This window comes from Caldimonas manganoxidans ATCC BAA-369 (assembly GCF_000381125.1).
GTDB lineage: Bacteria > Pseudomonadota > Gammaproteobacteria > Burkholderiales > Burkholderiaceae_C > Caldimonas > Caldimonas manganoxidans.
Genome location: NZ_KB905931.1, coordinates 109,824 through 131,163, shown reverse-complemented (window position 1 = coordinate 131,163; position 21,340 = coordinate 109,824). Strand labels below are relative to the sequence as shown.

23 protein-coding genes and 1 other RNA gene are annotated in these 21,340 nt (G+C 65.9%); 10 read left to right on the top strand and 14 right to left on the bottom strand.

Annotated features, from left to right (window positions below):
- Positions 1-14 precede the first annotated feature (14 nt).
- From hscA to uvrB, 8 genes are all read right to left on the bottom strand, one after another.
- Positions 15-1,871 (bottom strand): Fe-S protein assembly chaperone HscA, encoded by a 1,857-nt coding sequence (gene hscA / locus F615_RS0102665; protein WP_019559629.1) that lies wholly within the window; start codon positions 1,869-1,871, stop codon positions 15-17.
- A gap of 64 nt (positions 1,872-1,935) precedes the next feature.
- Positions 1,936-2,454, bottom strand: a complete 519-nt coding sequence (gene hscB / locus F615_RS0102660; RefSeq protein WP_019559628.1) for a Fe-S protein assembly co-chaperone HscB — start codon at positions 2,452-2,454, stop codon at positions 1,936-1,938.
- A 75-nt stretch (positions 2,455-2,529) separates the two neighbouring features.
- The gene (gene iscA, locus F615_RS0102655; RefSeq protein ID WP_019559627.1) at positions 2,530-2,853 is read right to left on the bottom strand and encodes an iron-sulfur cluster assembly protein IscA; all 324 of its coding nucleotides are present in this window, start codon (positions 2,851-2,853) and stop codon (positions 2,530-2,532) included.
- A gap of 4 nt (positions 2,854-2,857) precedes the next feature.
- Positions 2,858-3,265, bottom strand: a complete 408-nt coding sequence (gene iscU, locus F615_RS0102650; protein WP_019559626.1) for a Fe-S cluster assembly scaffold IscU — start codon at positions 3,263-3,265, stop codon at positions 2,858-2,860.
- Between the two features lie 36 nt (positions 3,266-3,301).
- Positions 3,302-4,522, bottom strand: coding sequence for an IscS subfamily cysteine desulfurase (locus F615_RS0102645; RefSeq protein WP_019559625.1), 1,221 nt, complete (start codon positions 4,520-4,522; stop codon positions 3,302-3,304).
- A 54-nt stretch (positions 4,523-4,576) separates the two neighbouring features.
- Positions 4,577-5,110: a Fe-S cluster assembly transcriptional regulator IscR gene (iscR, locus tag F615_RS0102640; protein ID WP_019559624.1), complete on the bottom strand. Its 534-nt coding sequence runs from the start codon at positions 5,108-5,110 to the stop codon at positions 4,577-4,579.
- A gap of 127 nt (positions 5,111-5,237) precedes the next feature.
- Positions 5,238-5,747, bottom strand: coding sequence for a low molecular weight protein-tyrosine-phosphatase (locus F615_RS0102635; RefSeq protein WP_019559623.1), 510 nt, complete (start codon positions 5,745-5,747; stop codon positions 5,238-5,240).
- Between the two features lie 14 nt (positions 5,748-5,761).
- Positions 5,762-7,873 (bottom strand): excinuclease ABC subunit UvrB, encoded by a 2,112-nt coding sequence (gene uvrB, locus F615_RS0102630; RefSeq protein WP_019559622.1) that lies wholly within the window; start codon positions 7,871-7,873, stop codon positions 5,762-5,764.
- Positions 7,874-7,981: 108 nt separating this feature from the next.
- On the opposite strand from uvrB, the gene F615_RS0102625 reads away from it, so the two are divergent.
- From F615_RS0102625 to nth, 4 genes are all read left to right on the top strand, one after another.
- Positions 7,982-9,181 (top strand): amino acid aminotransferase, encoded by a 1,200-nt coding sequence (locus F615_RS0102625; RefSeq protein WP_019559621.1) that lies wholly within the window; start codon positions 7,982-7,984, stop codon positions 9,179-9,181.
- Between the two features lie 228 nt (positions 9,182-9,409).
- Positions 9,410-10,708, top strand: coding sequence for a polyhydroxyalkanoate depolymerase (locus tag F615_RS17640; protein WP_019559620.1), 1,299 nt, complete (start codon positions 9,410-9,412; stop codon positions 10,706-10,708).
- Positions 10,705-11,358 carry an electron transport complex subunit RsxB gene (gene rsxB / locus F615_RS0102615; protein ID WP_019559619.1) on the top strand — a complete coding sequence of 218 codons (654 nt, stop codon included), beginning with the start codon at positions 10,705-10,707 and terminating at the stop codon, positions 11,356-11,358. Before F615_RS17640 ends, rsxB begins: the two co-directional genes overlap by 4 nt.
- A gap of 27 nt (positions 11,359-11,385) precedes the next feature.
- On the top strand, positions 11,386-12,027 hold the full coding sequence (nth, locus tag F615_RS0102610) for an endonuclease III (protein ID WP_019559618.1): 642 nt from the start codon (positions 11,386-11,388) through the stop codon (positions 12,025-12,027).
- On the opposite strand, the gene F615_RS17635 is transcribed toward nth, so the two are convergent.
- Genes F615_RS17635 through cobU form a run of 4 tightly spaced genes read right to left on the bottom strand, consistent with a single transcriptional unit; the run spans position 11,988 to position 14,957 of the window.
- Positions 11,988-12,566: a histidine phosphatase family protein gene (locus F615_RS17635; protein ID WP_019559617.1), complete on the bottom strand. Its 579-nt coding sequence runs from the start codon at positions 12,564-12,566 to the stop codon at positions 11,988-11,990. The genes nth and F615_RS17635 overlap by 40 nt on opposite strands.
- On the bottom strand, positions 12,557-13,351 hold the full coding sequence (locus tag F615_RS0102600; RefSeq protein ID WP_019559616.1) for an adenosylcobinamide-GDP ribazoletransferase: 795 nt from the start codon (positions 13,349-13,351) through the stop codon (positions 12,557-12,559). The genes F615_RS17635 and F615_RS0102600 overlap by 10 nt, the downstream gene beginning before the upstream one ends.
- On the bottom strand, positions 13,348-14,388 hold the full coding sequence (gene cobT, locus F615_RS0102595; protein WP_019559615.1) for a nicotinate-nucleotide--dimethylbenzimidazole phosphoribosyltransferase: 1,041 nt from the start codon (positions 14,386-14,388) through the stop codon (positions 13,348-13,350). The genes F615_RS0102600 and cobT overlap by 4 nt, the downstream gene beginning before the upstream one ends.
- Positions 14,385-14,957 carry a bifunctional adenosylcobinamide kinase/adenosylcobinamide-phosphate guanylyltransferase gene (cobU, locus tag F615_RS0102590; RefSeq protein ID WP_019559614.1) on the bottom strand — a complete coding sequence of 191 codons (573 nt, stop codon included), beginning with the start codon at positions 14,955-14,957 and terminating at the stop codon, positions 14,385-14,387. Before cobU ends, cobT begins: the two co-directional genes overlap by 4 nt.
- Positions 14,958-15,082: 125 nt before the next feature.
- Between cobU and F615_RS0102585 the strand changes: the two genes are divergently transcribed.
- From F615_RS0102585 to F615_RS0102570, 5 genes are all read left to right on the top strand, one after another.
- The gene (locus F615_RS0102585; protein WP_019559613.1) at positions 15,083-15,310 is read left to right on the top strand and encodes a hypothetical protein; all 228 of its coding nucleotides are present in this window, start codon (positions 15,083-15,085) and stop codon (positions 15,308-15,310) included.
- Positions 15,307-15,648 (top strand): cell division protein ZapA, encoded by a 342-nt coding sequence (locus tag F615_RS0102580; RefSeq protein ID WP_019559612.1) that lies wholly within the window; start codon positions 15,307-15,309, stop codon positions 15,646-15,648. Before F615_RS0102585 ends, F615_RS0102580 begins: the two co-directional genes overlap by 4 nt.
- A 55-nt stretch (positions 15,649-15,703) precedes the next feature.
- A non-coding RNA gene (gene ssrS, locus F615_RS20760) (6S RNA) lies at positions 15,704-15,883 on the top strand.
- Positions 15,884-15,904: 21 nt separating this feature from the next.
- Entirely contained in the window at positions 15,905-16,384 is a 480-nt protein-coding gene (locus F615_RS0102575; protein ID WP_019559611.1) for an EVE domain-containing protein, read from the top strand.
- A gap of 29 nt (positions 16,385-16,413) precedes the next feature.
- Positions 16,414-17,196 carry a sulfite exporter TauE/SafE family protein gene (locus F615_RS0102570; RefSeq protein ID WP_033370896.1) on the top strand — a complete coding sequence of 261 codons (783 nt, stop codon included), beginning with the start codon at positions 16,414-16,416 and terminating at the stop codon, positions 17,194-17,196.
- A 40-nt stretch (positions 17,197-17,236) separates the two neighbouring features.
- Here F615_RS0102570 and F615_RS17630 read toward each other — a convergent pair whose 3' ends face one another.
- Together F615_RS17630 and F615_RS0102560 are read right to left on the bottom strand one after the other, a co-directional pair.
- Positions 17,237-18,253 carry a sensor domain-containing diguanylate cyclase gene (locus F615_RS17630; RefSeq protein WP_169452408.1) on the bottom strand — a complete coding sequence of 339 codons (1,017 nt, stop codon included), beginning with the start codon at positions 18,251-18,253 and terminating at the stop codon, positions 17,237-17,239.
- A 204-nt stretch (positions 18,254-18,457) separates the two neighbouring features.
- The gene (locus tag F615_RS0102560) at positions 18,458-19,684 is read right to left on the bottom strand and encodes an ANTAR domain-containing protein (protein WP_169452407.1); all 1,227 of its coding nucleotides are present in this window, start codon (positions 19,682-19,684) and stop codon (positions 18,458-18,460) included.
- Positions 19,685-20,036: 352 nt separating this feature from the next.
- Between F615_RS0102560 and F615_RS17625 the strand changes: the two genes are divergently transcribed.
- A complete protein-coding gene (locus F615_RS17625; RefSeq protein WP_051090174.1) occupies positions 20,037-21,305 on the top strand; it encodes an MFS transporter in 1,269 nt (422 codons plus the stop codon).
- The last annotated feature ends 35 nt before the right edge of the window (positions 21,306-21,340 follow it).

Here is a 21,340-nt window from a genome sequence, read left to right as displayed (position 1 = left end):
GTTTCGTGGGGAGTTCAAATCTCGTCGAGACGTCGGCCCGACAGCGCATCGCGGATGCTGCGGTTCATGCGCTCGGCGGCAAAAGCCTCGGTGCCCTTGGCCAGCGCCTCAGTGGCCGACTCGATCGCATGGTGGTCCTCACCCGCGGCCACCTCGCGCAGTCGCTGCATGAGGGCATCGATGCGCTGCCGCTCGGCCGGCGACAGCAGATCGCCATCGTGGTCCACGGCCGACTGGGTGGCCAGCAACAGGCGCTCGGCTTCGACACGGGCTTCGCGCAAGGCCCGGTCTTTCATGTCGGCCTCGGCCGTGGCAAAGCTTTCTTGCAGCATGCGGGCGATTTGTTCGTCACTCAAGCCATAGCTGGGTTTGACGCTGACAGCCGCCTCCACCCCCGAGGTCTCTTCTCGGGCCGACACCTGCAGCAGTCCGTCGGCATCCACCGTGAAACTCACGCGGACACGAGCCGCGCCCGCGGCCATCGGGGGAATGCCTCGCAGCTCGAAGCGCGCCAGCGAGCGGCAATGTTCGACCTGCTCGCGCTCGCCTTGCACCACATGGATGGCCATGGCCGTCTGTCCATCTTTGAAGGTCGTGAAGTCCTGGGCTCTGGCCGTCGGAATGGTGCTGTTGCGCGGGATGATGCGCTCGACCAACCCGCCCATGGTCTCCACGCCCAGCGACAACGGAATCACGTCCAGCAGCAGCAGCTCCTGCGCGCCCGCATTGCCCGCCAGCGCATGGGCCTGGATGGCGGCCCCCAAGGCCACCACTTCATCGGGATTGAGGTTGACCAAAGGCTCGCGGCCGAAGCAGGCCCCCACGGCCTGGCGTACCAGGGGCATGCGCGTCGAGCCTCCGACCATCACCACCCCTTGCACGTCTTCGGTGGACGCCTTGGCATCACGTAACACCTTGCGCACCGTGGCCAGCGTACGGTCCACCCAAGGACGTGCCAGCGCCTCCAGCCGTTGGCGCGTGACGACCAGCTCCAGAGGGCGCTGGCCCACCTGACAATGCATCACCGTGCGATCCTCGACGGACAGGGCTTCCTTGGCTTGGCGCGCTGCCACCAGCACGGCGCGCTTGTCTTGCGCCGTACCCGCCTGCAAGCCCGCCTCGGCCAGCGCCCAGTCGGCCAAGGCCTGATCGATGTCATCGCCCCCCAGTGCCGTGTCCCCTGCGGTGGCCACCACCTCGAACACGCCCTTGGACAGGCGCAGCAATGAAATGTCGAAGGTCCCCCCACCAAGGTCGTAGACCGCATACAAGCCCTCCGAGCCATGCTCCAGCCCGTAGGCGATGGCCGCGGCGGTGGGTTCGTTGATCAGGCGCAGCACATTCAAACCGGCCAGACGGGCCGCATCCTTGGTGGCTTGACGCTGGGCATCGTCGAAATAGGCCGGCACGGTGATGACCGCACCGAAAACCTCATCGTCGAAGCTGTCCTCGGCACGCTGGCGCAAGACCGCCAGGATCTCGGCGGACACTTCCACCGGAGACTTCTCGCCCGCACGGGTGGCGATGGCCACCATGCCCGGGTGATCGACGAAGTGGTAGGGCAACTTCTCACGCCCTTGAATGTCTGCCAGACGCCGGCCCATGAAGCGCTTGACCGAGACGATGGTGTTTTGCGGGTCCTCCGCCTGCGCCGCCAGGGCCTCGTGGCCGATGGCGCGCCGCCCTTGGTCCAAGTAGCGCACGGCCGAGGGCAGGATCACCCGCCCTTGGGCATCGGGCAGACACTCGGGCACACCATGACGCACCGCCGCCACGAGGGAATGCGTGGTGCCCAGGTCGATGCCCACGGCCAAACGCCGCTGGTGCGGATCGGGCGACGAGCCGGGTTCGGAAATCTGCAGAAGTGCCATGAAAAGAGCGTGGTGTCGGAAAAATGCCTCGCGAACGAGGCGGGCCGTGCCAGTGATGGCTCGTCTATTGTCCCAGGCCGTCGAGCCGGCGCTCGACCTCCTCGGCAAAGCGCTCGATGAACATAAGGGCTCTGACCTCATCGGCCGCGGCCTGGGCGTCGCCTCGATCGTCGAGCAAGGCCTGCACCGCGGCAAGCCGGCGGGCTCGTTCAGCCTGCACGTCCTGCGCCAAGGCTTGCAAAGCCGCCTGGTCGGCCGCCTCCTCCAGCGCTTCGCGCCAGCTCATTTGCTGCATCAGGAAGTCCGCAGGCATGGCGGTATTGCTGTGCGCATCGATCGAGGCTCCTCGCCGTTCGCACAGATAGGCCGCACGACGCAGCGGATCCTTCAGGCGGTGATAGGCCTCATTGATCCGCACGGCCCACTGCATGGCCACACGCTGGGCCGCCGCGCCCTCGGCGGCGAACCGGTCGGGATGCACACGGGCCTGGAGCGACTTCCAGCGCGCGTCCAGGTCGGCCCGATCCAGCGCGTAGCGCTCGGGCAAACCGAAAAGCTCGAAGTCGTTGGCCTGGAGGTTCATGATCGAAGGGCCGCAAGACGGAACGCCGGGCTGGGCAGCCGCCCGCCCAACCCGCGCGACGAACTCCGGAGCGGCTCAGATGCGAAAGGACTCCCCGCAGCCGCAGCGGTCCTTCTCGTTGGGATTGTTGAATTTGAAGCCCTCGTTCAGCCCCTCTCGCACGAAGTCGAGTTGGGTGCCGTCCAAGTAGGGCAAGCTCTTGGGGTCCACCAGAATCTTGACACCATGGCCCTCGAAGACATGGTCCTCGGGAGCCACCTCGTCGGCATACTCCAGCTTGTACGCCAAGCCCGAGCAGCCGGTGGTCTTCACGCCCAAGCGAACACCCACCCCCTTGCCGCGACGGCTCAGGTAGCGGGCCACATGGCGGGCAGCCGCCTCGGTCAGTGTCACGGCCATGGTGTCAATGCGCCTGCTGGGCCGCCGCCGCGCTGGCTTTGGCCTTGTAATCGTTCACCGCAGCCTTGATGGCGTCTTCGGCCAGGATCGAGCAATGGATCTTCACCGGAGGCAGCGCCAGCTCTTCGGCGATCTGGGTGTTCTTGAGGTTCATGGCCTCGTCCAAGGTCTTGCCCTTGACCCATTCGGTCACCAGCGAGCTCGAGGCAATGGCCGAACCGCAGCCATAGGTCTTGAAGCGAGCGTCCTCGATCACGCCGGTGGCCGGATTGACCTTGATCTGCAGCTTCATCACGTCTCCGCAGGCCGGGGCCCCCACCATGCCAGTACCGACGTTGGATTCCCCTTTCGGGAAGGAGCCGACGTTGCGCGGGTTCTCGTAATGATCGATGACTTTGTCGCTGTATGCCATGGTCGCTCTCCAACTACTGCTTGGGCTGTGTCGATGTCAATGGGCGGTCCATTGGATCGTGCTCAGATCCACACCCTCTTGGTACATCTCCCACAGCGGGGACAATTCTCTCAGTTTGGCCACACGGTCTTTGAGGGTGGCCACCGCGTAATCGATTTCTTCCTCGGTGGTGAAACGGCCGATGGTGATGCGCAGGCTCGAATGCGCCAACTCGTCGCTGCGGCCCAGCGCACGCAGCACATAGCTGGGCTCCAGGCTGGCCGAGGTGCAGGCCGACCCCGAGGACACCGCGATGCCCTTGATCCCCATGATCAGGGATTCGCCCTCGACGAAGTTGAACGAGGCATTCACGTTGTGCGGCACACGTTTTTCGAGATGGCCGTTGATGAAGACCTGCTCGATGTCTTGCAGCCCCTTGAGCAGGCGCTGCTGCAACATGCGGATGCGCTCGATCTCGGTGCCCATCTCTTGCTTGGCGATGCGGTAGGCCTCGCCCATGCCAACGATCTGGTGCGTCGGCAAGGTGCCCGAGCGCAACCCCCGCTCGTGGCCGCCGCCATGCATCTGCGCCTCCAGGCGCACGCGCGGCTTGCGTCGCACGTACAGCGCGCCAATGCCCTTGGGACCGTAGGTTTTGTGCGAGGCCAAACTCATCAAATCGACCGGCAAGGTGGACAGATCGATCTCGACCTTGCCGGTGGCCTGTGCCGCATCGACGTGAAAGAGCACGCCGCGCTCCCGACAGATGGCACCGATGGTCGGGATGTCCTGGATCACGCCGATCTCGTTGTTGACGAACATCACCGACGCCAGGATGGTGTCTGGGCGCAGCGCATCCTTGAAGCGATCGAGGTCGAGCAAGCCGTCTTCCTGCACGTCGAGATAGGTCACCTCGAAGCCTTGGCGCTCCAGTTCCCGCATGGTGTCCAGCACCGCCTTGTGCTCGGTCTTGACCGTCACCAGGTGCTTGCCTTTGCCCTTGTAGAAGTGGGCCGCGCCCTTGAGCGCAAGATTGTTCGACTCGGTGGCCCCAGAGGTCCAGATGATCTCACGCGGATCGGCACCGATCAGATCGGCCACCTGGGCGCGGGCCTTTTCGACGGCCTCTTCGGCCTCCCAGCCCCAGGCATGGCTGCGCGAGGCCGGGTTGCCGAAATGCTCGCGCAGCCAGGGGATCATCGCGTCCACCACGCGCGGGTCCACCGGCGTCGTGGCGCCATAGTCCATGTAGATCGGGAAATGTGGGGTCATGTCCATGTCGGCTTGCAAGGCAGGGCCGCAAAGCCCCTGCTGGCGCGTTTGGCGTTTGGTTTACTTCGAAAAGGCGTTGCCCAAGGCAAACACCGAGTTGGGCGCGTTGACCTTGATCGGCTTGACCACCGGCTGGCTGGAGATGGCCCGCTTGACCGGCTGCTCCTCGATCGACACGCCACGGGCGAGCTGGTCTTCGACCAATTTGCGCAGGGTGATGGAATCGAGGTACTCGATCATCTTCGCATTCAGGCTGGCCCACAGGTCGTGCGTCATGCAGCGGCCCTGGTCTTCACCCATGCAATTTTCTTTGCCACCGCAGCCGGTGGCATCGATCGGCTCGTCCACCGCGACGATGATGTCCGCCACGGTGATGTCTTCGGCCTTGCGCCCCAGCGAGTAGCCCCCACCGGGCCCGCGAGTGCTCTCGACCAGTTCGTGGCGGCGCAGCTTGCCAAACAGTTGCTCCAAATACGACAAGGAGATCTGCTGGCGCTGGCTGATGGCGGCCAAAGCCACCGGCCCCTGATGCTCGCGCAACGCGAGGTCGATCATGGCGGTGACGGCAAAGCGACCTTTGGTGGTTAGACGCATGTCGAACTCCTTGTGTGCTGCCCCCCGCAGAGGGCAGCGGTTGAACCCAAACACGGCTTTGGCTCGGGTTAACCCTCGGTTGAATCCGAGTGTTTTACTCGATTATGCCTGAAGCCTAGTTTTTTGGTCAAGTTTGGGTTCGGAAGTTCCCTGGGTTTGGCGTGAGCCGCGCCCGCAGATGCTCCACCAGTCCATGGGCCGCTGCTTCCAGGCAATCGAGCACCAATTCGAAGCCAGCCGGACCGCCATAGTAGGGGTCGGGCACTTCCTCGCGCCGTGGCGGCGGCGCGAAGTCCATCATGAGTTTGAGCTTGCCGTGTTCGGCTGTCGGACAGGACTCCCGCAACCAGTGCAAGTGGCCGCGGTCCATCGCCAAGATGAGGTCGAAACGCTGGAAATCGGCGGCGTCGACCTTGCGGGCCCGCAGGGCACTGAGATCGTATCCTCGGCGGGCCGCATGGGCCTGGGCGCGCTCGTCAGGCGGATGGCCGACGTGGTAGCCATGGGTGCCCGCCGAGTCCAGATGCACCCGATCGACCAGCCCGGCGCGCTGCAGGTGGTGGCGCACCACGACCTCGGCGGTGGGCGAGCGACAGATGTTGCCCGTGCACACGAACAGCACGCTGAACTTTTGCATGCCTGCGCCCCTGGTCACGCCCGTGGCGGCACGACTGAATCGCCCACGGCCGCACCGAAGACTTGGGCCTTGAGTTGGGCGAGCTGGTCGCGCACACGCGCGGCTTTTTCGAATTCGAGGTTGCGAGCGTATTCGAACATCTGACGTTCCAATTGCTTGATGCGCTTGCCCAGATCCTTCTCGGACAACGTTTGGGCTTCGGCGATCGCCTCGGCAGCGCCGAGCTCGTCTTTGCCGGACTTGTCGGCATAGACGCCATCGATGAGCTCCTTGACCTGCTTGACCACGCTGCGCGGCGTGATGCCTTGGGCCTGGTTGTGGGCGAGCTGTTTGGCGCGGCGTCGCTCGGTCTCGTCGATGGCCCGCCGCATGGAGTCGGTGATCTGGTCGGCATACAGGATGGCTTTGCCATTGACGTTGCGCGCGGCCCGGCCGATGGTTTGGATCAGGGACCGCTCGGAGCGCAAGAAGCCCTCTTTGTCGGCATCGAGGATGGCCACCAGCGACACTTCGGGGATGTCCAAGCCCTCACGCAGCAGGTTGATGCCCACCAGCACGTCGAACGCCCCCAGGCGCAGGTCGCGGATGATCTCCACGCGCTCGATGGTGTCCACGTCGGAGTGCAGGTAGCGCACTTTCACGCCATTGTCGGCCAAGTAGTCGGTGAGCTGTTCGGCCATGCGCTTGGTCAGCGTCGTGATGAGCACGCGCTCGCCGGCTTGAATGCGCTGGCGGATCTCCCCCAGCACATCGTCCACTTGGTGGGTGGCCGGCCGCACTTCGACCACCGGGTCCACCAGCCCGGTAGGACGCACGACCTGCTCGACCACCTGGGCCGACATGCGCTGCTCGTAGTCGGCCGGGGTGGCCGAGACGAAGATGACCTGGCGCATCTTGGCCTCGAATTCCTCGAATTTCAGCGGTCGGTTGTCCAGCGCCGAAGGCAGGCGAAAGCCGTATTCGACCAAGGTGGTCTTGCGCGCACGGTCACCGTTGTACATGCCGGCCAACTGGCCGATGAGGACATGGCTCTCGTCGAGGAACATCAGCGCATCAGGCGGCAGATAGTCCACCAAGGTGGGCGGCGGCTCGCCCGGCCGCGCCCCCGAAAGATGACGGGAGTAGTTCTCGATGCCCTTGCAGTGCCCCACTTCCTGGAGCATTTCGAGGTCGAAGCGGGTGCGCTGCTCCAAGCGCTGCGCCTCGACCAACTTGCCGGCTTTGACCAGCTCGTCCAAGCGTTCGCGCAGTTCGGCCTTGATCGATTCGATCGCAGCCAGCACACGCTCCCGCGGCGTGACGTAGTGGCTGCTGGGGTAAACGGTGAAGCGCGGGATCTTTTGACGAATGCGCCCGGTCAATGGGTCGAACAGCTGCAGCGACTCGACCTCGTCATCGAACAGCTCGATGCGCAAGGCCAGCTCGGAATGCTCGGCCGGAAAGACATCGATGGTGTCGCCGCGCACACGGAAGGTGCCGCGAGCGAATTCGGTGTCGTTGCGCTGGTATTGCATGCGCACGAGCTGGGCGATCACGTCGCGCTGCCCCAGCTTGTCATGCACGCGCAAGGTCATGACCATCTGGTGGTAATCGCTGGGATTGCCTATGCCGTAGATGGCCGAGACGGTGGCCACGATCACCACGTCGCGGCGCTCCAGCAGGCTCTTGGTGGCCGACAGCCGCATCTGCTCGATGTGCTCGTTGATCGAGCTGTCTTTTTCGATGAACAGGTCGCGTTGCGGAACGTAGGCTTCGGGCTGGTAATAGTCGTAGTAGCTGACGAAGTACTCCACCGCGTTCCTGGGGAAGAACTCACGGAACTCGCTGTACAGCTGCGCCGCCAGGGTCTTGTTGTGGGCAAACACGATGGCCGGCCGCCCCAAGCGTGCGATCACATTGGCCATGGTGTAGGTCTTGCCCGAACCGGTCACGCCCAGCAAGGTCTGGAAGCTCAGCCCGTCGCGCACCCCGTCGACCAGCGCCTGGATGGCCGAGGGCTGATCCCCGGCCGGCGGATAAGGCTGATAGAGCTGAAACGGGGAATCCGGAAAGCGGACGAAACGGGAGTCGTCCGGTCGGTCCACCGCCTCAGGGCTGTGATGACGGGCAGGGCTGATGGGATCCATGGGCTTGGGGCGACCTTAAAATGCGGGTTTTCCCGGCTGCTGGGCGCTGGGCCCAAATTTGTAAGCGTAGCCCAGAACCACATTTCCCTCCACTGACAAGGACAGCCCATGTCATCCCTGTTCGCCGCCGTCGAAATGGCGCCCCGCGACCCCATTCTGGGACTCAATGAGCAATTCAACGCCGACCCCAACCCGTCCAAAGTGAACTTGGGCGTGGGCGTCTATTACGACGACCACGGCAAGCTTCCGCTGCTGCAGTGTGTGGCTGCGGCGGAAAAGCAAATGTTGGAAGCCCCCAAAGCGCGCGGCTACCTGCCCATCGACGGCATCGCGGCCTATGACAAGGCCGTGCAAGGTTTGGTGTTCGGCCAGCACAGCGATGCCGTGCAGGCCGGTCGCATCGCCACCGTCCAAGCGCTGGGCGGCACCGGCGGGCTGAAGATCGGGGCGGACTTTCTGAAGAAGCTCAACCCGAACGCGCGCGTGCTCATCAGCGACCCCAGCTGGGAAAACCATCGTGCCTTGTTCGAGAATGCCGGCTTCCAGGTCAGCACCTATCCCTATTACGACGCGGCACGCCGGGGCGTGAACTTCGACGGCATGGTGGCCGCCCTGAAGGCCGCCCCGGCCGGCACGATCGTGGTGCTGCATGCCTGCTGCCACAACCCGACCGGCTATGACCTCAGCCCGGCGCAGTGGACCGAGGTGATCGCCAGCGTGAAATCCGCCGGTCTGGTGCCGTTCTTGGACATGGCTTACCAAGGCTTTGGCGAGGGCATCGCCGAAGACGGGGCGGTGATCGGCCAATTCATGGACGCCGGTCTGAATTTCTTCGTCTCGACTTCGTTTTCCAAGAGCTTCTCGCTCTATGGCGAGCGCGTCGGAGCCCTGAGCGTGGTCTGTGAAAGCCGAGACGAGGCCGACCGGGTGCTCAGTCAGCTCAAGCGCGTGATCCGCACCAACTACTCCAACCCGCCGACCCATGGTGCGCAGGTGGTGGCCACGGTGCTGACCACGCCAGAGCTGCGCCAGTTGTGGGAAGAGGAGCTGGCGGGCATGCGTCGCCGCATCAAGGACATGCGCACCGCCCTGGTCGAGCGCCTCGAGGCCGCTGGCGTCACACAGGACATGAGCTTCATCACCCAGCAACGCGGCATGTTCAGCTATTCCGGGCTGAGTGCGGCACAAATGCAGCGCCTGCGCAGCGAGTTCGGCGTCTACGGGGTCGATTCCGGCCGCATTTGCGTGGCCGCCCTCAACAGCCGAAACATCGATTACGTCGCCTCCGCCCTGGCCAAGGTGATCTGAGCCCGTCGGCTCGGGGGCTGCAATGCCTCCAGAGGTCGCTGCGGTGTCGCCTTGGCGACACCGCCGTGCGATATGCGCCGAAATCGCGCATTTTCACCGTCGTTTTGCGCGTTTGCCCCAGGCCCGACTTCACACAGGATTGAGCGGTCGCGCCTAGAATGATGCAGTGCAGCAACCCACGCTGCACGCTCCAGGCCACCGGCCACCATCCTGATCGAAGAGGGTCGCATGCTGTACCACATCTACGAGACCCAACGGGCTCTGCTCAGTCCCTTTTCAGAGTTCGCCAGCGCCGCTGCCAAGCTCTACAGTCATCCGCTATCGCCCTTCGCCCATGTGCCCCTGTCCGACCGGGTCGCCGCCGGCTTGGACTTGATGCACCGGCTGTGCAAGGAATACGAAAAACCGGAGTTCGGCATTCACACGGTGCAGGTCGATGGCGTGGATGTGGCGGTGCAGGAACAGGTGCCGCTGACCAAGCCATTTTGTCGGCTGATCCGCTTCAAACGATTCACCGACGAAGGGGCCTTGCTGGACAAGATGAAGCAGCAGCCGGTGGTGCTGGTGGTCGCGCCGCTGTCAGGCCACCATGCCACCTTGTTGCGCGACACGGTGCGCACCTTGCTGCAGGACCACAAGGTCTATATCACCGACTGGATCGACGCGCGCATGGTGCCGCTGGACGCCGGCCCGTTCCACCTGGACGACTACGTGGACTACATCCAGGAGTTCATCCGCTTCATTGGTCCGCAGGTGCACGTGATCTCGGTGTGCCAGCCCACCGTGCCGGTGTTTGCGGCCATCTCGCTGATGGCCAGCCGTGGCGAACCCACGCCGCGTTCGATGACGATGATGGGTGGCCCGATCGACGCCCGGCGTTCCCCCACCGCGGTGAACAATCTGGCGATGAACAAGAGCTACGAGTGGTTTGAAAACAACGTGATCTATCGCGTGCCGCCGAACTACCCGGGCGCCGGTCGGCGGGTATACCCCGGCTTCCTGCAGCATGCGGGCTTCGTGGCCATGAATCCGGACCGCCACCTCAGCTCGCACTATGACTACTTCATGGACCTGATCCGCGGCGACGACGAAAGCGCCGAGGCGCACCGAGCGTTCTACGACGAGTACAACGCCGTGCTGGACATGCCGGCCGAGTACTACCTGGACACCATCAAGACGGTATTCCAGGAGTTCGCGCTGGTCAAAGGCACTTGGCGGGTGCGCGGTGAGCTGGTGCGTCCGCAGGACATTCGCACCACCGCGTTGCTGACCATCGAGGGCGAGCTCGACGACATCTCCGGCGCGGGCCAAACACGAGCTGCTCACGAGTTGTGCACCGGCATCCCAAAGGATGAGCAGCCGCACTTCACCGTGCCTGGCGCCGGCCACTACGGCATTTTTTCCGGCAAGCGCTGGCGGCAGCTGGTCTATCCGGTGGTGCGCGACTTCATTGCGAAGCACGAACGGCACCCGTTGGCCGCGCCGGCACGCGCGGCCGTGCGCCGCAAAGCGTCGACCGCGCCGTGAGGACCGTTCGCGCCGAAGACATCAAGGCCGTGTTGCCGCAGACGCAATGCACGCGCTGCGGCTATCCCGACTGTGCCGGCTATGCCCGAGCCATCGCCGCCGGTGAGGCCGAGATCAATCAATGCCCGCCCGGAGGCGCCGAGGGCGTGGCGCGCCTGGCCGCCCTCACCGGCCGACCGGTGCTGCCGCTGTCGCCCGCCCATGGCGTGGAAGGGCCGCGCATGCTGGCCGTCATCGACGAGGACTGGTGCATCGGCTGCACGCTGTGCATCAAGGCTTGTCCGGTGGACTGCATCATTGGCTCGAACAAGCAGATGCACACGGTGATCGACGAGGACTGCACCGGCTGCGAGTTGTGTGTGCCAGTCTGTCCCGTCGATTGCATCTCGCTCATCCCGGTGACCACGGCCACCGGTTGGGCAGCCTGGAGCGAGGCCCAAGCGCAGCAAGCGCGTGAACGCTACGCTTGGCACCAGCAGCGGCGCGCGCGGGAGGCCCGCGAGCAGCAGGACCGGCTGGAAGCCAAGGCTCGGCACAAGCTGGAGCATTTGGAAACCGAGACCCGGCTGACCGACCCGGCGCAGATCGAGCGCAAGCGCGCCGTGATCGAAGCCGCTTTGGCCAAGGCGCGACAACGACGCAGCGGCTGAGCGGCTGCCAAGGCACAATCGCGGCCCATGACGCCGCAAGACATCGATGCCTTTTTCGCCACGCTCCAGGCGGCCAACCCGCAGCCCACCACGGAGCTGGAATACACCAGCGTGTTCGAGCTGCTGGTGGCCGTGCTGCTGTCGGCCCAGGCCACGGACGTGGGCGTGAACAAGGCCACGCGCAAGCTGTTTGCCGTGGCCCACACCCCGCAGCAAATCCTGGCCTTGGGCTATGACGGGCTGTGCAGCTACATCAAGACCATTGGGCTGTACCGCAGCAAAGCCAAGCATTTGCTGGAAACTTGTCGCCTGCTGATCGAGCGCCACGGCGGCCAGGTGCCGCGTTCGCGCGAGGCCTTGGAAGCCCTGCCCGGCGTGGGCCGCAAGACGGCCAACGTGGTGCTCAACGTGGCCTTTGGCGAACCGACGATCGCAGTCGATACGCACATCTTCCGGGTCAGCAATCGCACCGGACTGGCTCCGGGCCGCACACCCCTGGCCGTGGAGATGAAGCTGCTCGAACGTGTGCCGCCGCGCTACCTGGTCGATGCCCACCACTGGCTGATCCTGCATGGACGCTATGTGTGCCTGGCGCGCAAGCCGCGCTGCTGGCAATGCCAAGTGGCGCGCTATTGCGAATTTCCCGCCAAGACGCCCGCACCGGCGTGAGCCAAATCGATCGCGCTGCCATAGGGCGGCGCGGCCGGCCAGTGCGCCGCCGTGGCCGGCAGCGGCCGGCCCAGCGCCAGATGCCATGCCGTCGTCATCCAGCCTCCGTGGGTGATGACGTAGCGCCGCTGCCCGCCGCAGTCGGCCAGGAATTCAGCGCAGCGCCGGGCCAGCTCGTCCAGACATTCGCCGCCGCCCGGCCGATATCCGCGCAAGTCTGCGCACCATGCCGCGATGGCCTCCGCCGGTATGTGCGCCCACGCTCGTCCATCCCACTGGCCGAAATCCAGCTCGCGCAGGCGGGCATCGACATGATGACGCCAGCCCCAGGAAGCCAGCCATTCGCCCACGGCACGACAGCGCTGCGAGGGCGAGGTCCAGACTTCGCGCGGCCCTCTTTCGCGCCGGGCCCATGCTCGGATGCGGTGTGCCAAGCGTCGCGCGCGGCGCCCGTCGACGGGCAGATCGGTGCGGCCCAGGCACAGTCCCGCCGCCCCTGCCGGCCGGGGATGACGCCAGAGGCACACCTTCAGATCCATGACGAACCCGCGACCAAGGTCAAGTAGATGGCCAACTCCGACAGCTGTTGGGCCGCGCCCAGCCCGTCCCCGGTGAACCCGCCGAGACGGCTGCGCAGCCAGCGGCCACACCACAGGCCGGCCAGCGCCGCAGCCAGCAGTGCAGCGGCCACCGTCGTGGCTGGCACGACGGCGGCCACGCCCACGCTGGCCAAGACCGCCCAGCCCACGGCCACCACCCAGCCCCCTCTGGACAGCTGCGTCGCCAAGGGTTTGGCCTTGGCGTGCTGTGGATCCCCGGCATATGGCAGCGCACGGATCAAGCCAACGGCCACAGTGCGCGAGACGGTATGCGACAACACCAAGGCAGCCGGCACCCAGGCCACCGGCAAACTCACCAGGCTGGCGGCTTTGAGGCCCAACATCATCACCAGCGCCGCCGCGCCATAGGTGCCGATGCGCGAGTCTTTCATGATGGCCAGGGCTTGCTCGCGGCTGACCGCCCCGCCCAGGGCATCGCAGGTGTCGGCCCAGCCGTCTTCGTGAAAGCAACCGGTCATCCACAGGCTGGCGGCCATCGCCAGCCCCACCGCGAGCATGGGCGGCAGCAGCCATGCGGCCAGCGCAAACACGGCTGCGCTGAAGCCGCCCACGGCCGCCCCCACCAACGGAAAATGCCGGGCACTGGCTTGCAGCCGTTCGGGCGTGTAGCCGGCACGAGCCCCCCAGGACGGAGGCAAAGGAATGCGGGTGAAGAACTGCCAGGCCAGGGCCAACAACCGCAGTTCATCGGCCAAGGCCTTCATGTGCGCTCGCTCACGCCGGCCGACTCGAAGCTGGCCATCTCGTCCAGCAACTTGATGCTGGAGACGATGATCGGCCACACCAGAGCCGCCCCCGAGCCCTCGCCCAAGCGCATGCGCAGATCGACCAAGGGCTCCACGCCCAAGTGGCTCAGCATTCGACGGTGGCCGGACTCTTCCGAACGGTGCGCGAAGACGCAGTAGTCCAGCACCTGGGGCGCCAGCGCATGGGCCACCAACACGGCCGCGCCGGTGATGAAGCCGTCGACGACCACCAAGCGCCGCTCGTGCGCGGCCTGCAGCACCGCGCCGGTCATCATCGCAATTTCGAATCCGCCCAAGGCCGCCAGTGCATCCAGCGGCGCAACGGCCGCGGCATTGGCCTGCAAGGCCCGCTCCAACACGGCGCGCTTGTGCGCCAGACCGGCGTCGTCCAGTCCGGTGCCTCGGCCCACGCACTCGGCCAAGGGGGCCGCGGTCAAGCGCGCCAGCAACAGCGCAGCGGCCGAGGTGTTGCCAATGCCCATCTCGCCCAGCAGCAGCACATTGCCGGGCAAGCCTTTGACCACCTCGATGCCGGCTTGCAAAGCGGCCCAACACTGCGCCGAGGTCATGGCCGGGCCCAGGCTGGCGTCAGCCGTGCCTGGGGCGATCTTGCGGATCAGCAGTCTGTCGCGCGGGGCAAACTCATGCGCCACGCCGGCATCGACCACGCTGAGCGCCAGACCGTGCTGACGCGCCAAGACACTCACCGCCGCCCCGCCGGCCAAGAAGTTTTCGACCATCTGCCAGGTGACGTCGCTGGGGTAAGCCGACACGCCCTGACGGGCCAGGCCATGGTCGCCCGCGAACACCACGAGCTGCGGATCTCGCAACTGCGGGTCTTCGCGCGCCTGCACCAAGCCCACCTGCACGGCCAGGGCCTCCAAACGCCCCAGGGCCCCCAAAGGCTTGGTTTTGCGGTCCAGCCGGTGCTGCAAGCGGGCGCGCAAACGAGCGTCGTCGGTAGACTGGGGACGGGGCAGATCGGCAGGGGTCATGGGCAACTTCCTCGTGAGGGTTTGAGTTCCAGCGGCAGACCGGCCACCATCAAGGTGACGCGGTGTGCACGCTGGGCCAGTTGCTGGTGCAAGCGGCCCAAGGCATCGATGGTGCGGCGCGTCTCGGCCCCCACGGGCATGACGCCCAAGCCGATTTCGTTGGAGACGAAGATCACCCGGCCGCTCAGCGCAGGCAGCGCTTCGAGCAGGGCATCGACTTCGGCCTGAGCGTCGCGCGTGCGCACGCCGGGCGGCGGACAAAGATGCTGCGCCAGCCACAGTGTCAAGCAATCGACGAGTACGCAGCGATTTTCCGCCGCCTGTGCACGCAAGGCGTGGGCCAACGCGAAGTCGGCGTCGGGCAGTTCGAGCTGGATCCAGGACGCCGGCCTCCGCGCCCGGTGCTCGGCGATGCGCGCCTGCATTTCCTCATCGCCGGCCCAGGCGGTGGCGACGTAGACGATGGAAGATCCCGCGGCCTCGGCCTGACGGGCCAAGGCTTCGGCATGACGGCTTTTGCCAGAACGGGCGCCGCCGAGGATCAAATGGAGGTCGAGATCGGGCTTCATGAGAGACCATGCGCGGGCGCAAGGCGCGCGAGGCATTGTAGGAGGCGGCCCCGCTCGGCTTGCACCGCAGCCCCCCAAGACCGTTGGTAGGCTCCTACAATCCGCGCTCAAGGACGGGCCGGCCCATGTCAACCATCGACGAACTTGCCGATCGCATCGAGCGATTGCTGCTGCGCCACGAGGAGCTGCGGCGCACCAACGAGCTGCTGCAGCGGCAGCTCGCCCAAGTGTCTGCCGAACGCGACAGCTTGCGGCAGCGGCTCCAGACGGCGCGCGCGCGCATCGATGCCCTGCTCGAACACCTGCCCAGCGAAGCCGCCCAAACCCCGCAGAACGGACCGGAGGGCTCATGAAGCAGATCGAAGTGACCATCATGGGCCAGAGCTATATCCTGGGCTGCGCCGACGGTGGCGAAGCCGCCTTGCTCGAGGCCGTCAACACCGTGGACCGGGAGATGTGCGCGATCCGCGATGCCGGCAAAGTCAAGGCGCGCGAGCGCATCGCCGTGTTGGCCGCGCTGAACATCGCTTTCGAACTGGCCAAGCGCCCGACGCCGGCCCCCGCGCCGGCGCATCCTCCCAGCGCCGCCAGCGCCGCGACCGAGGCCTCGGCGGCTGCGCACGCCCAGAAATTGCGTGCACTGATGGCGCGCATCGACGAGGCCTTGAGCCAGGAAGGACGCTTGCTCTGAGGCCGCCGCCGCGGACTGCGCGGGCACTGCTTGCCGCAACGGGCGTAGAATCGACAGGTCCGTCGCGTTCGCGGGAGTTCTATATTTCCTTGAACCGATGCTCATCGAGCAAGGGCTTGGAACATTGCTTGGCTGGTGCGATCGTCTCGCGTCAGACGAACCCGAGGCCCTGCTGACCTCGCCCACCTGAATCCCCTGGGTTCAGGAATGCGGCTCTCGGCTCGTGGCGGACACCCCGTCTGCCGTCCTCTCGCCCATGCCGACAGAACAACAACAGTACTGGCTCATGAAGAGCGAGCCGGACGAATGCTCGATCGACGATCTGGCCGCCGCCCCCGGGCAAACCGTGCCTTGGACCGGCGTGCGCAATTATCAGGCGCGCAATTTCATGCGCGACGCCATGCGCATCGGCGACGGCGTGTTGTTCTACCACTCGTCCTGCCCCGAACCGGGCATTGCCGGACTGGCCGAAGTGGCCAGCGAGCCGTACCCGGACCCGACGCAGTTCGACCCGTCCAGCCCTTATTACGACCCGGCCTCGCGCCCTCAAGCGCCGCGCTGGCTGCTGCGTGACGTGAAGTTCGTGCGCAAGACCCGGTTGCTGTCGCTGAAGGAAATGCGCGCCTGCCCAGAACTGGCGTCGATGCGGGTGCTGCAACCCGGCAACCGCTTGTCGATCACCCCCGTGACGCCGGCACAGTGGCGCGCCGTGTTGGCCTTGTTGGAGCGATCTTGACTTTCGATCTGCCATTCATCGCCCAGCTGATGCTGCTGGGCTGTTTCACCGGATTTCTGGCCGGCTTGTTGGGCATCGGCGGCGGCATGTTGCTGGTGCCTTTTCTCACCTTTTTGCTGGCCCAGCGCGGCGTGGAAGCCCAACTGGCCGTCAAGATGGCCATTGCCACCTCGATGGCCACGATCCTGTTCACCTCGGTATCCAGTGTGCGGGCGCATCACAAGCGGGGAGCCGTGCGCTGGGATCTGGTGCGCGGCTTGGCCCCAGGCATCGTCTTGGGTGGGCTGCTGGCCGGCGCCGGTGTCTTTGCGTTGCTCAAGGGACGTTGGCTGGCGCTGTTCTTCGCGATCTTCGTCGGCTTCTCGGCCACGCAAATGTTGCTGGACAAGAAGCCCAAGCCCTCGCGGCAGATGCCTGGGGCGGCCGGGCAGGTGGCCGCCGGCAGCGTGATCGGGTTCCTCTCGGGCCTGGTGGGCGCTGGCGGCGGCTTCGTCTCGGTGCCTTTCATGACCTGGTGCAATGTGGCCATTCACCAAGCGGTGGCCACCAGTGCCGCGCTGGGCTTTCCGATCGCGGTGGCCAACGTGGTCGGTTATGTCATCGGCGGCTGGTCGCTGCCGGCGGCCCTGCCGGGGGCCATCGGCTTTTTGTACCTGCCTGCGCTGGCGCTGATCGCGGCCACCAGCGTGATGTTCGCCCCACTGGGCGCGCGCGCCGCCCATGCCTTGAACGTCAAGCAACTCAAGCGGGCGTTTGCCCTGTTGCTCTACGGCTTGGCCGCCTACATGCTGTACAAGGCACTGGCAAGCTAAGCCCGCCCCGTAAGCCCACCCCGGGGGGCCGCGCGGTTTCTCAGGCTGCGGTCGAGGGCCTCGCTTCGGGACGCCGTGGCTGGAAGGGAATGCGGGCCAAAGCCACCCCGTTGCCTCCCCGGCGGCGGGCTTGCGCCAAGGCCTGCTCGGTCAGACGCAGCAAATCGGTCAGCTCATCGCTGCTGTGCGGAAAGCTGGCCACCCCCATGGACACGGTGAAGCGCAGGTCCTGACCCTCGTGCATGACAATTTGGGCCTCGCACTGGCGGCGCAGCCCCTCCATGCGCGCATGGGCCGTGGCCAGCCCCACGCCCGACAGCAGCACGGCGAAGCGGTCGATGCCGATGCGGCAGGGTGCATCCATCGCTCGGGTGTTGCCACGCAACAACTGCCCGAGCGCCTGCAAGCAGCGCTCGGCCGCTTGCCGACCGTGACGCGCCACCAAATCGTCGTAATCATCGACCTGGATGGCCACCAGCGCGAACTCGCGATGCTCCCGCGCCGACAGATCGACTTCGCGACGAAGCTGCTCGTCGAAATGGCGCTGGTTGTAAACGCCGGTGAGCGGATCACGCACGCCTTGGTCACGCAATTCCTGGCGCAGATCCTCGTTCTGGCGCTGTTGTTGCTCCAGCAGATGCAACGCATGCCGCAGCTTGTCTTGTGTGCGGCGCAGCTCACTGAAATCGAGCCACAGCCCGGCCAAACACACGCCGTGATCATCCAGCGGCACGGCCATGCGGGTGCACACCAGGGCGCGCGAGGTGAGCTTCTCCTCACGCTGCAGTGGCATGCGCCGGACGCGCGCCGCCTCGTCGCCGTCTTTCAGGACGGCGGCCGCCTCCGCATCGAGCAGCTCGGCATCGGTGCGTCCGATCACGTCGTGCACCGAATGGCCCAGCACGGCGGCCGCCGCCGCATTGACGAACAGATAGCGCCCCGCGGCATCTTTGACGAACACCCCTGTGGGCAATTGCTCGCAAGCGGCTTGCAGCAAATGCAGCAACGACTGCACACTCACCCCGCTGCGGCGCGCCTGGTCCAGAACCAGGCTCACGGGATCGCCCGCCGGCGCGAGATCGCTCTCGTCCGTCGACGCGTGGGAGGGGCGGGGCCGGGCGAATCCGGCGGTCAAATCATTCATGGGGATGTGCGGCCGCTGGCGGAATTTTCCACCTTTTGGGGGATTGTGACGGCTTCGGGACGCCCCGTCCCGGGCGCCGCCCCCCCTATTTGCGGCATGGCGCACAAAAAATGTGCCTCAGCCGAGCAGCTGCTCGAGGCTCAGCTCGAAACGCTCGGTCAGCCGGTCGAGTTCCAGCAGCAGCGTTTCGCTGACCTGCGCCACCGTCCGGCGGCCGTCCACCTCGTGGGCCCGACTGGCTCCATCGAGCAAGGCCGCCCACGCCCGCGCCGAAGCCTGGAGCGATTCGCGCAATGACGGATCCGACAATGGCAGGGCGCTCAGCTGATCGTGCGCGTCTTCGAACAACTGGCGCGTGGCCTGCGCCTGCACCAGCATCTGCGGCCCCGATGGTGCGGGCATCATCGACGCCAGCAACACTTGTTTGGCCAAGCGCTGCGAAAGCATGCGCTGGCGGCCGGCCATGTTGAGGATGCGCAGCGTGGACCCTGGGCTGGCTTGCTCCAAGATCGTGGTCAGCCGCTCGGCCTGCTCGAGCAAGCGCTCGGCCTGGGCATCGACCGCCCCCAGGTCTTGCGCCGCGCCATCCCCCAAGGCAGCTTTGAGCGCCGCCCAGGCCGATTGCACCCCGCCCAGCAAATCACCGAAGCTGGCCGCCGACAGATGACGTTGGAGCACCGCGAGGTTGTCATCGACCCGCTGCATCGACCGGTGCAGACCTCGTCGGTGCTCCTCGACGTCCTCGCCGCACATGCACAAGGCATGGAGTTTGACCAAACGCTGCGAAAGCATGCGCAGCTGGCCGCAGCGGTTGACGGCTTCGCCGTGCCGTGCGGCATCGATCACCTCGCGCGCGACCAGGCCCACGCGCCGATTGGCCTGCATCGACGCGCGCCGCAGGGCGCGGAACGCCTCCTCCTCGCTCATCTGGGTGGCTCGCATCAGCAAGCCCTTGGCCCGGTCGACCAGTTTGCGCTCCTCGAAACGCTGCCGCACGGCCTCGAGCTCTTCGCGCAACGCCCGCTCGCGCTCGAAGCGCAGCCGCGCCAGCGCCCATTCGGTGCGCAAGCGCTGTGGCGCGTAAGCTTGCACCACGCAACCGTGCACCCCGGCCTGCAAGGCACGCGCCAGGCGCTCCACCTCGGCATCTGCCGTGTACAGCAGCACCGGGCAGGGCTCGACGTCGCGCAAGCGTTCGATGGCCTGCAGCCACGCCTCGTCGAGATGCGACACCCAGGCCACCACCCCATCCGGTGCGCGCCGCACCACCTCACGCACCAGCATGTGGCAGTCGGTGGCACCAAGGACGTGAAAGCCCGCAGCCTCCAGATCGGACTGCAGCATGCCGCATGGCAGCGGGTCTTCGGCCAAGACGAGGACCGAAACCGGGCGGCAGTCGACGACGTTCAGAATCCCTCTCCTTTTCGAGTGAATGGAGTGGATGCCCCAGGGCCGGGCCCAGCCTCCGCGGAAGGCAGCCATCCTGGGACGCCTGGCCATCGGGGCAAGCAAGCTCCGCGCCCACGACACCGGCCGCACGGCGTGGGCCCTGGCATGGATGTTGCTGCACTGCAGCCGGGTGCAACGCCGCACCCAGACCGTGCACCGCACCGCCGGTCCTGCGCATGACGCCGTGCGCAACACAGTGCCTGCCCTGCCGACGGCCTGCAAGGCCGTGGGTTCATCGAGGCTCGTCATGTCTGGCTCCACGACTTTCCTGAAATCCGGTCACTGGCCGACGCTGCTCGCGTCGTTTCTCTATTTCGATTTCTGCTTCGCCATCTGGGTGCTCAATGGCGCGATGGGTCCGTTCATTCGGGAGAGCTTCCAGCTCACGCCGGCTCAGCAAGGCTTCATGATTTCGGTCCCCATCCTGGCCGGCGCGCTGATGCGCTTCCCGCTGGGTGTGCTGGCACAGTACATCGGCCGCAAAAACGCTGCGATGGTCGAAATGGGCCTGATCGTGCTGGCCCTCATCTACGGCTACTTCTTCGTCGACAGCTACGACCGCGTGCTGGCCATGGGGGTGCTGTTGGGCATTGCCGGTGCGAGCTTCGGTGTGGCACTGAGCCTGGGCAGCGGCTGGTACCCGCCGCGCTACAAAGGCTTGGCCATGGGCATTGCCGGCGCCGGCAATTCCGGAACGGTGCTGGCCGTGCTCTTTGCCCCCCCGTTGGCCACCCATCTGGGCTGGCAGACGGTCTACGGACTGGCCGCTTTGACCATGCTGCTGCCCATGGCCGTGATGTGGTGGGCCGCCAAAGAGCCGCCCGACCGAGAACACCAGACGCTGCGCGAACACGTGTCTTGTCTGTTCGAGAAGGACGGATGGGCCTTCAGCCTGATCTACATCGTCACCTTCGGTGGATTCATCGGTCTGTCCAGCTTCCTGCCCACCTACTTCTACGACCAGTTCAAAGTCACCAAGGTGGAAGCCGGCCAGCTCACGATGCTGGCAACCCTGATGGGCTCGGCCGTACGCGTGGTGGGCGGCTATGTGTCTGATCGCGTCGGCGGCGTCACCACGCTCACGGGCGTGCTGCTCATCGTCAGCCTCACCCTGGTGCTGTGCGGCTTGGCCGGCGGCTCGGTGGTGCTCACCACCTTGCTGTTCATGCTGTGCTTTGCCGCCTTGGGCGCGGGCAATGGGGCCTTGTTCCAACTCGTGCCCTTGCGCTGGCCGCTGACGACGGCCGTGGCCGGATCGATGATCGGCGAGATCGGCGCGCTGGGCGGCGGGTTCCTGCCCAATGCGATGGGGCTGTCCAAGCAGTATGCCGGCACTTACCTCTGGGGCTTCGTCGCCTTCGCGGTGTTGGCCCTGGGCATGCTGATGATGCTGCGCATCGTGCAAATCCGCTGGACGCGCACCTGGGCCGAACGAGGGGGCCGCGCACGCGTCACGCCCGTGGAAGGCGCACCCCAGGACTATGGGCGTGCCTCGCTGCACGGCGCGGCCAAATAAGCGGAGCCGGCCATGCGGATCGTCCCCATGCCCTT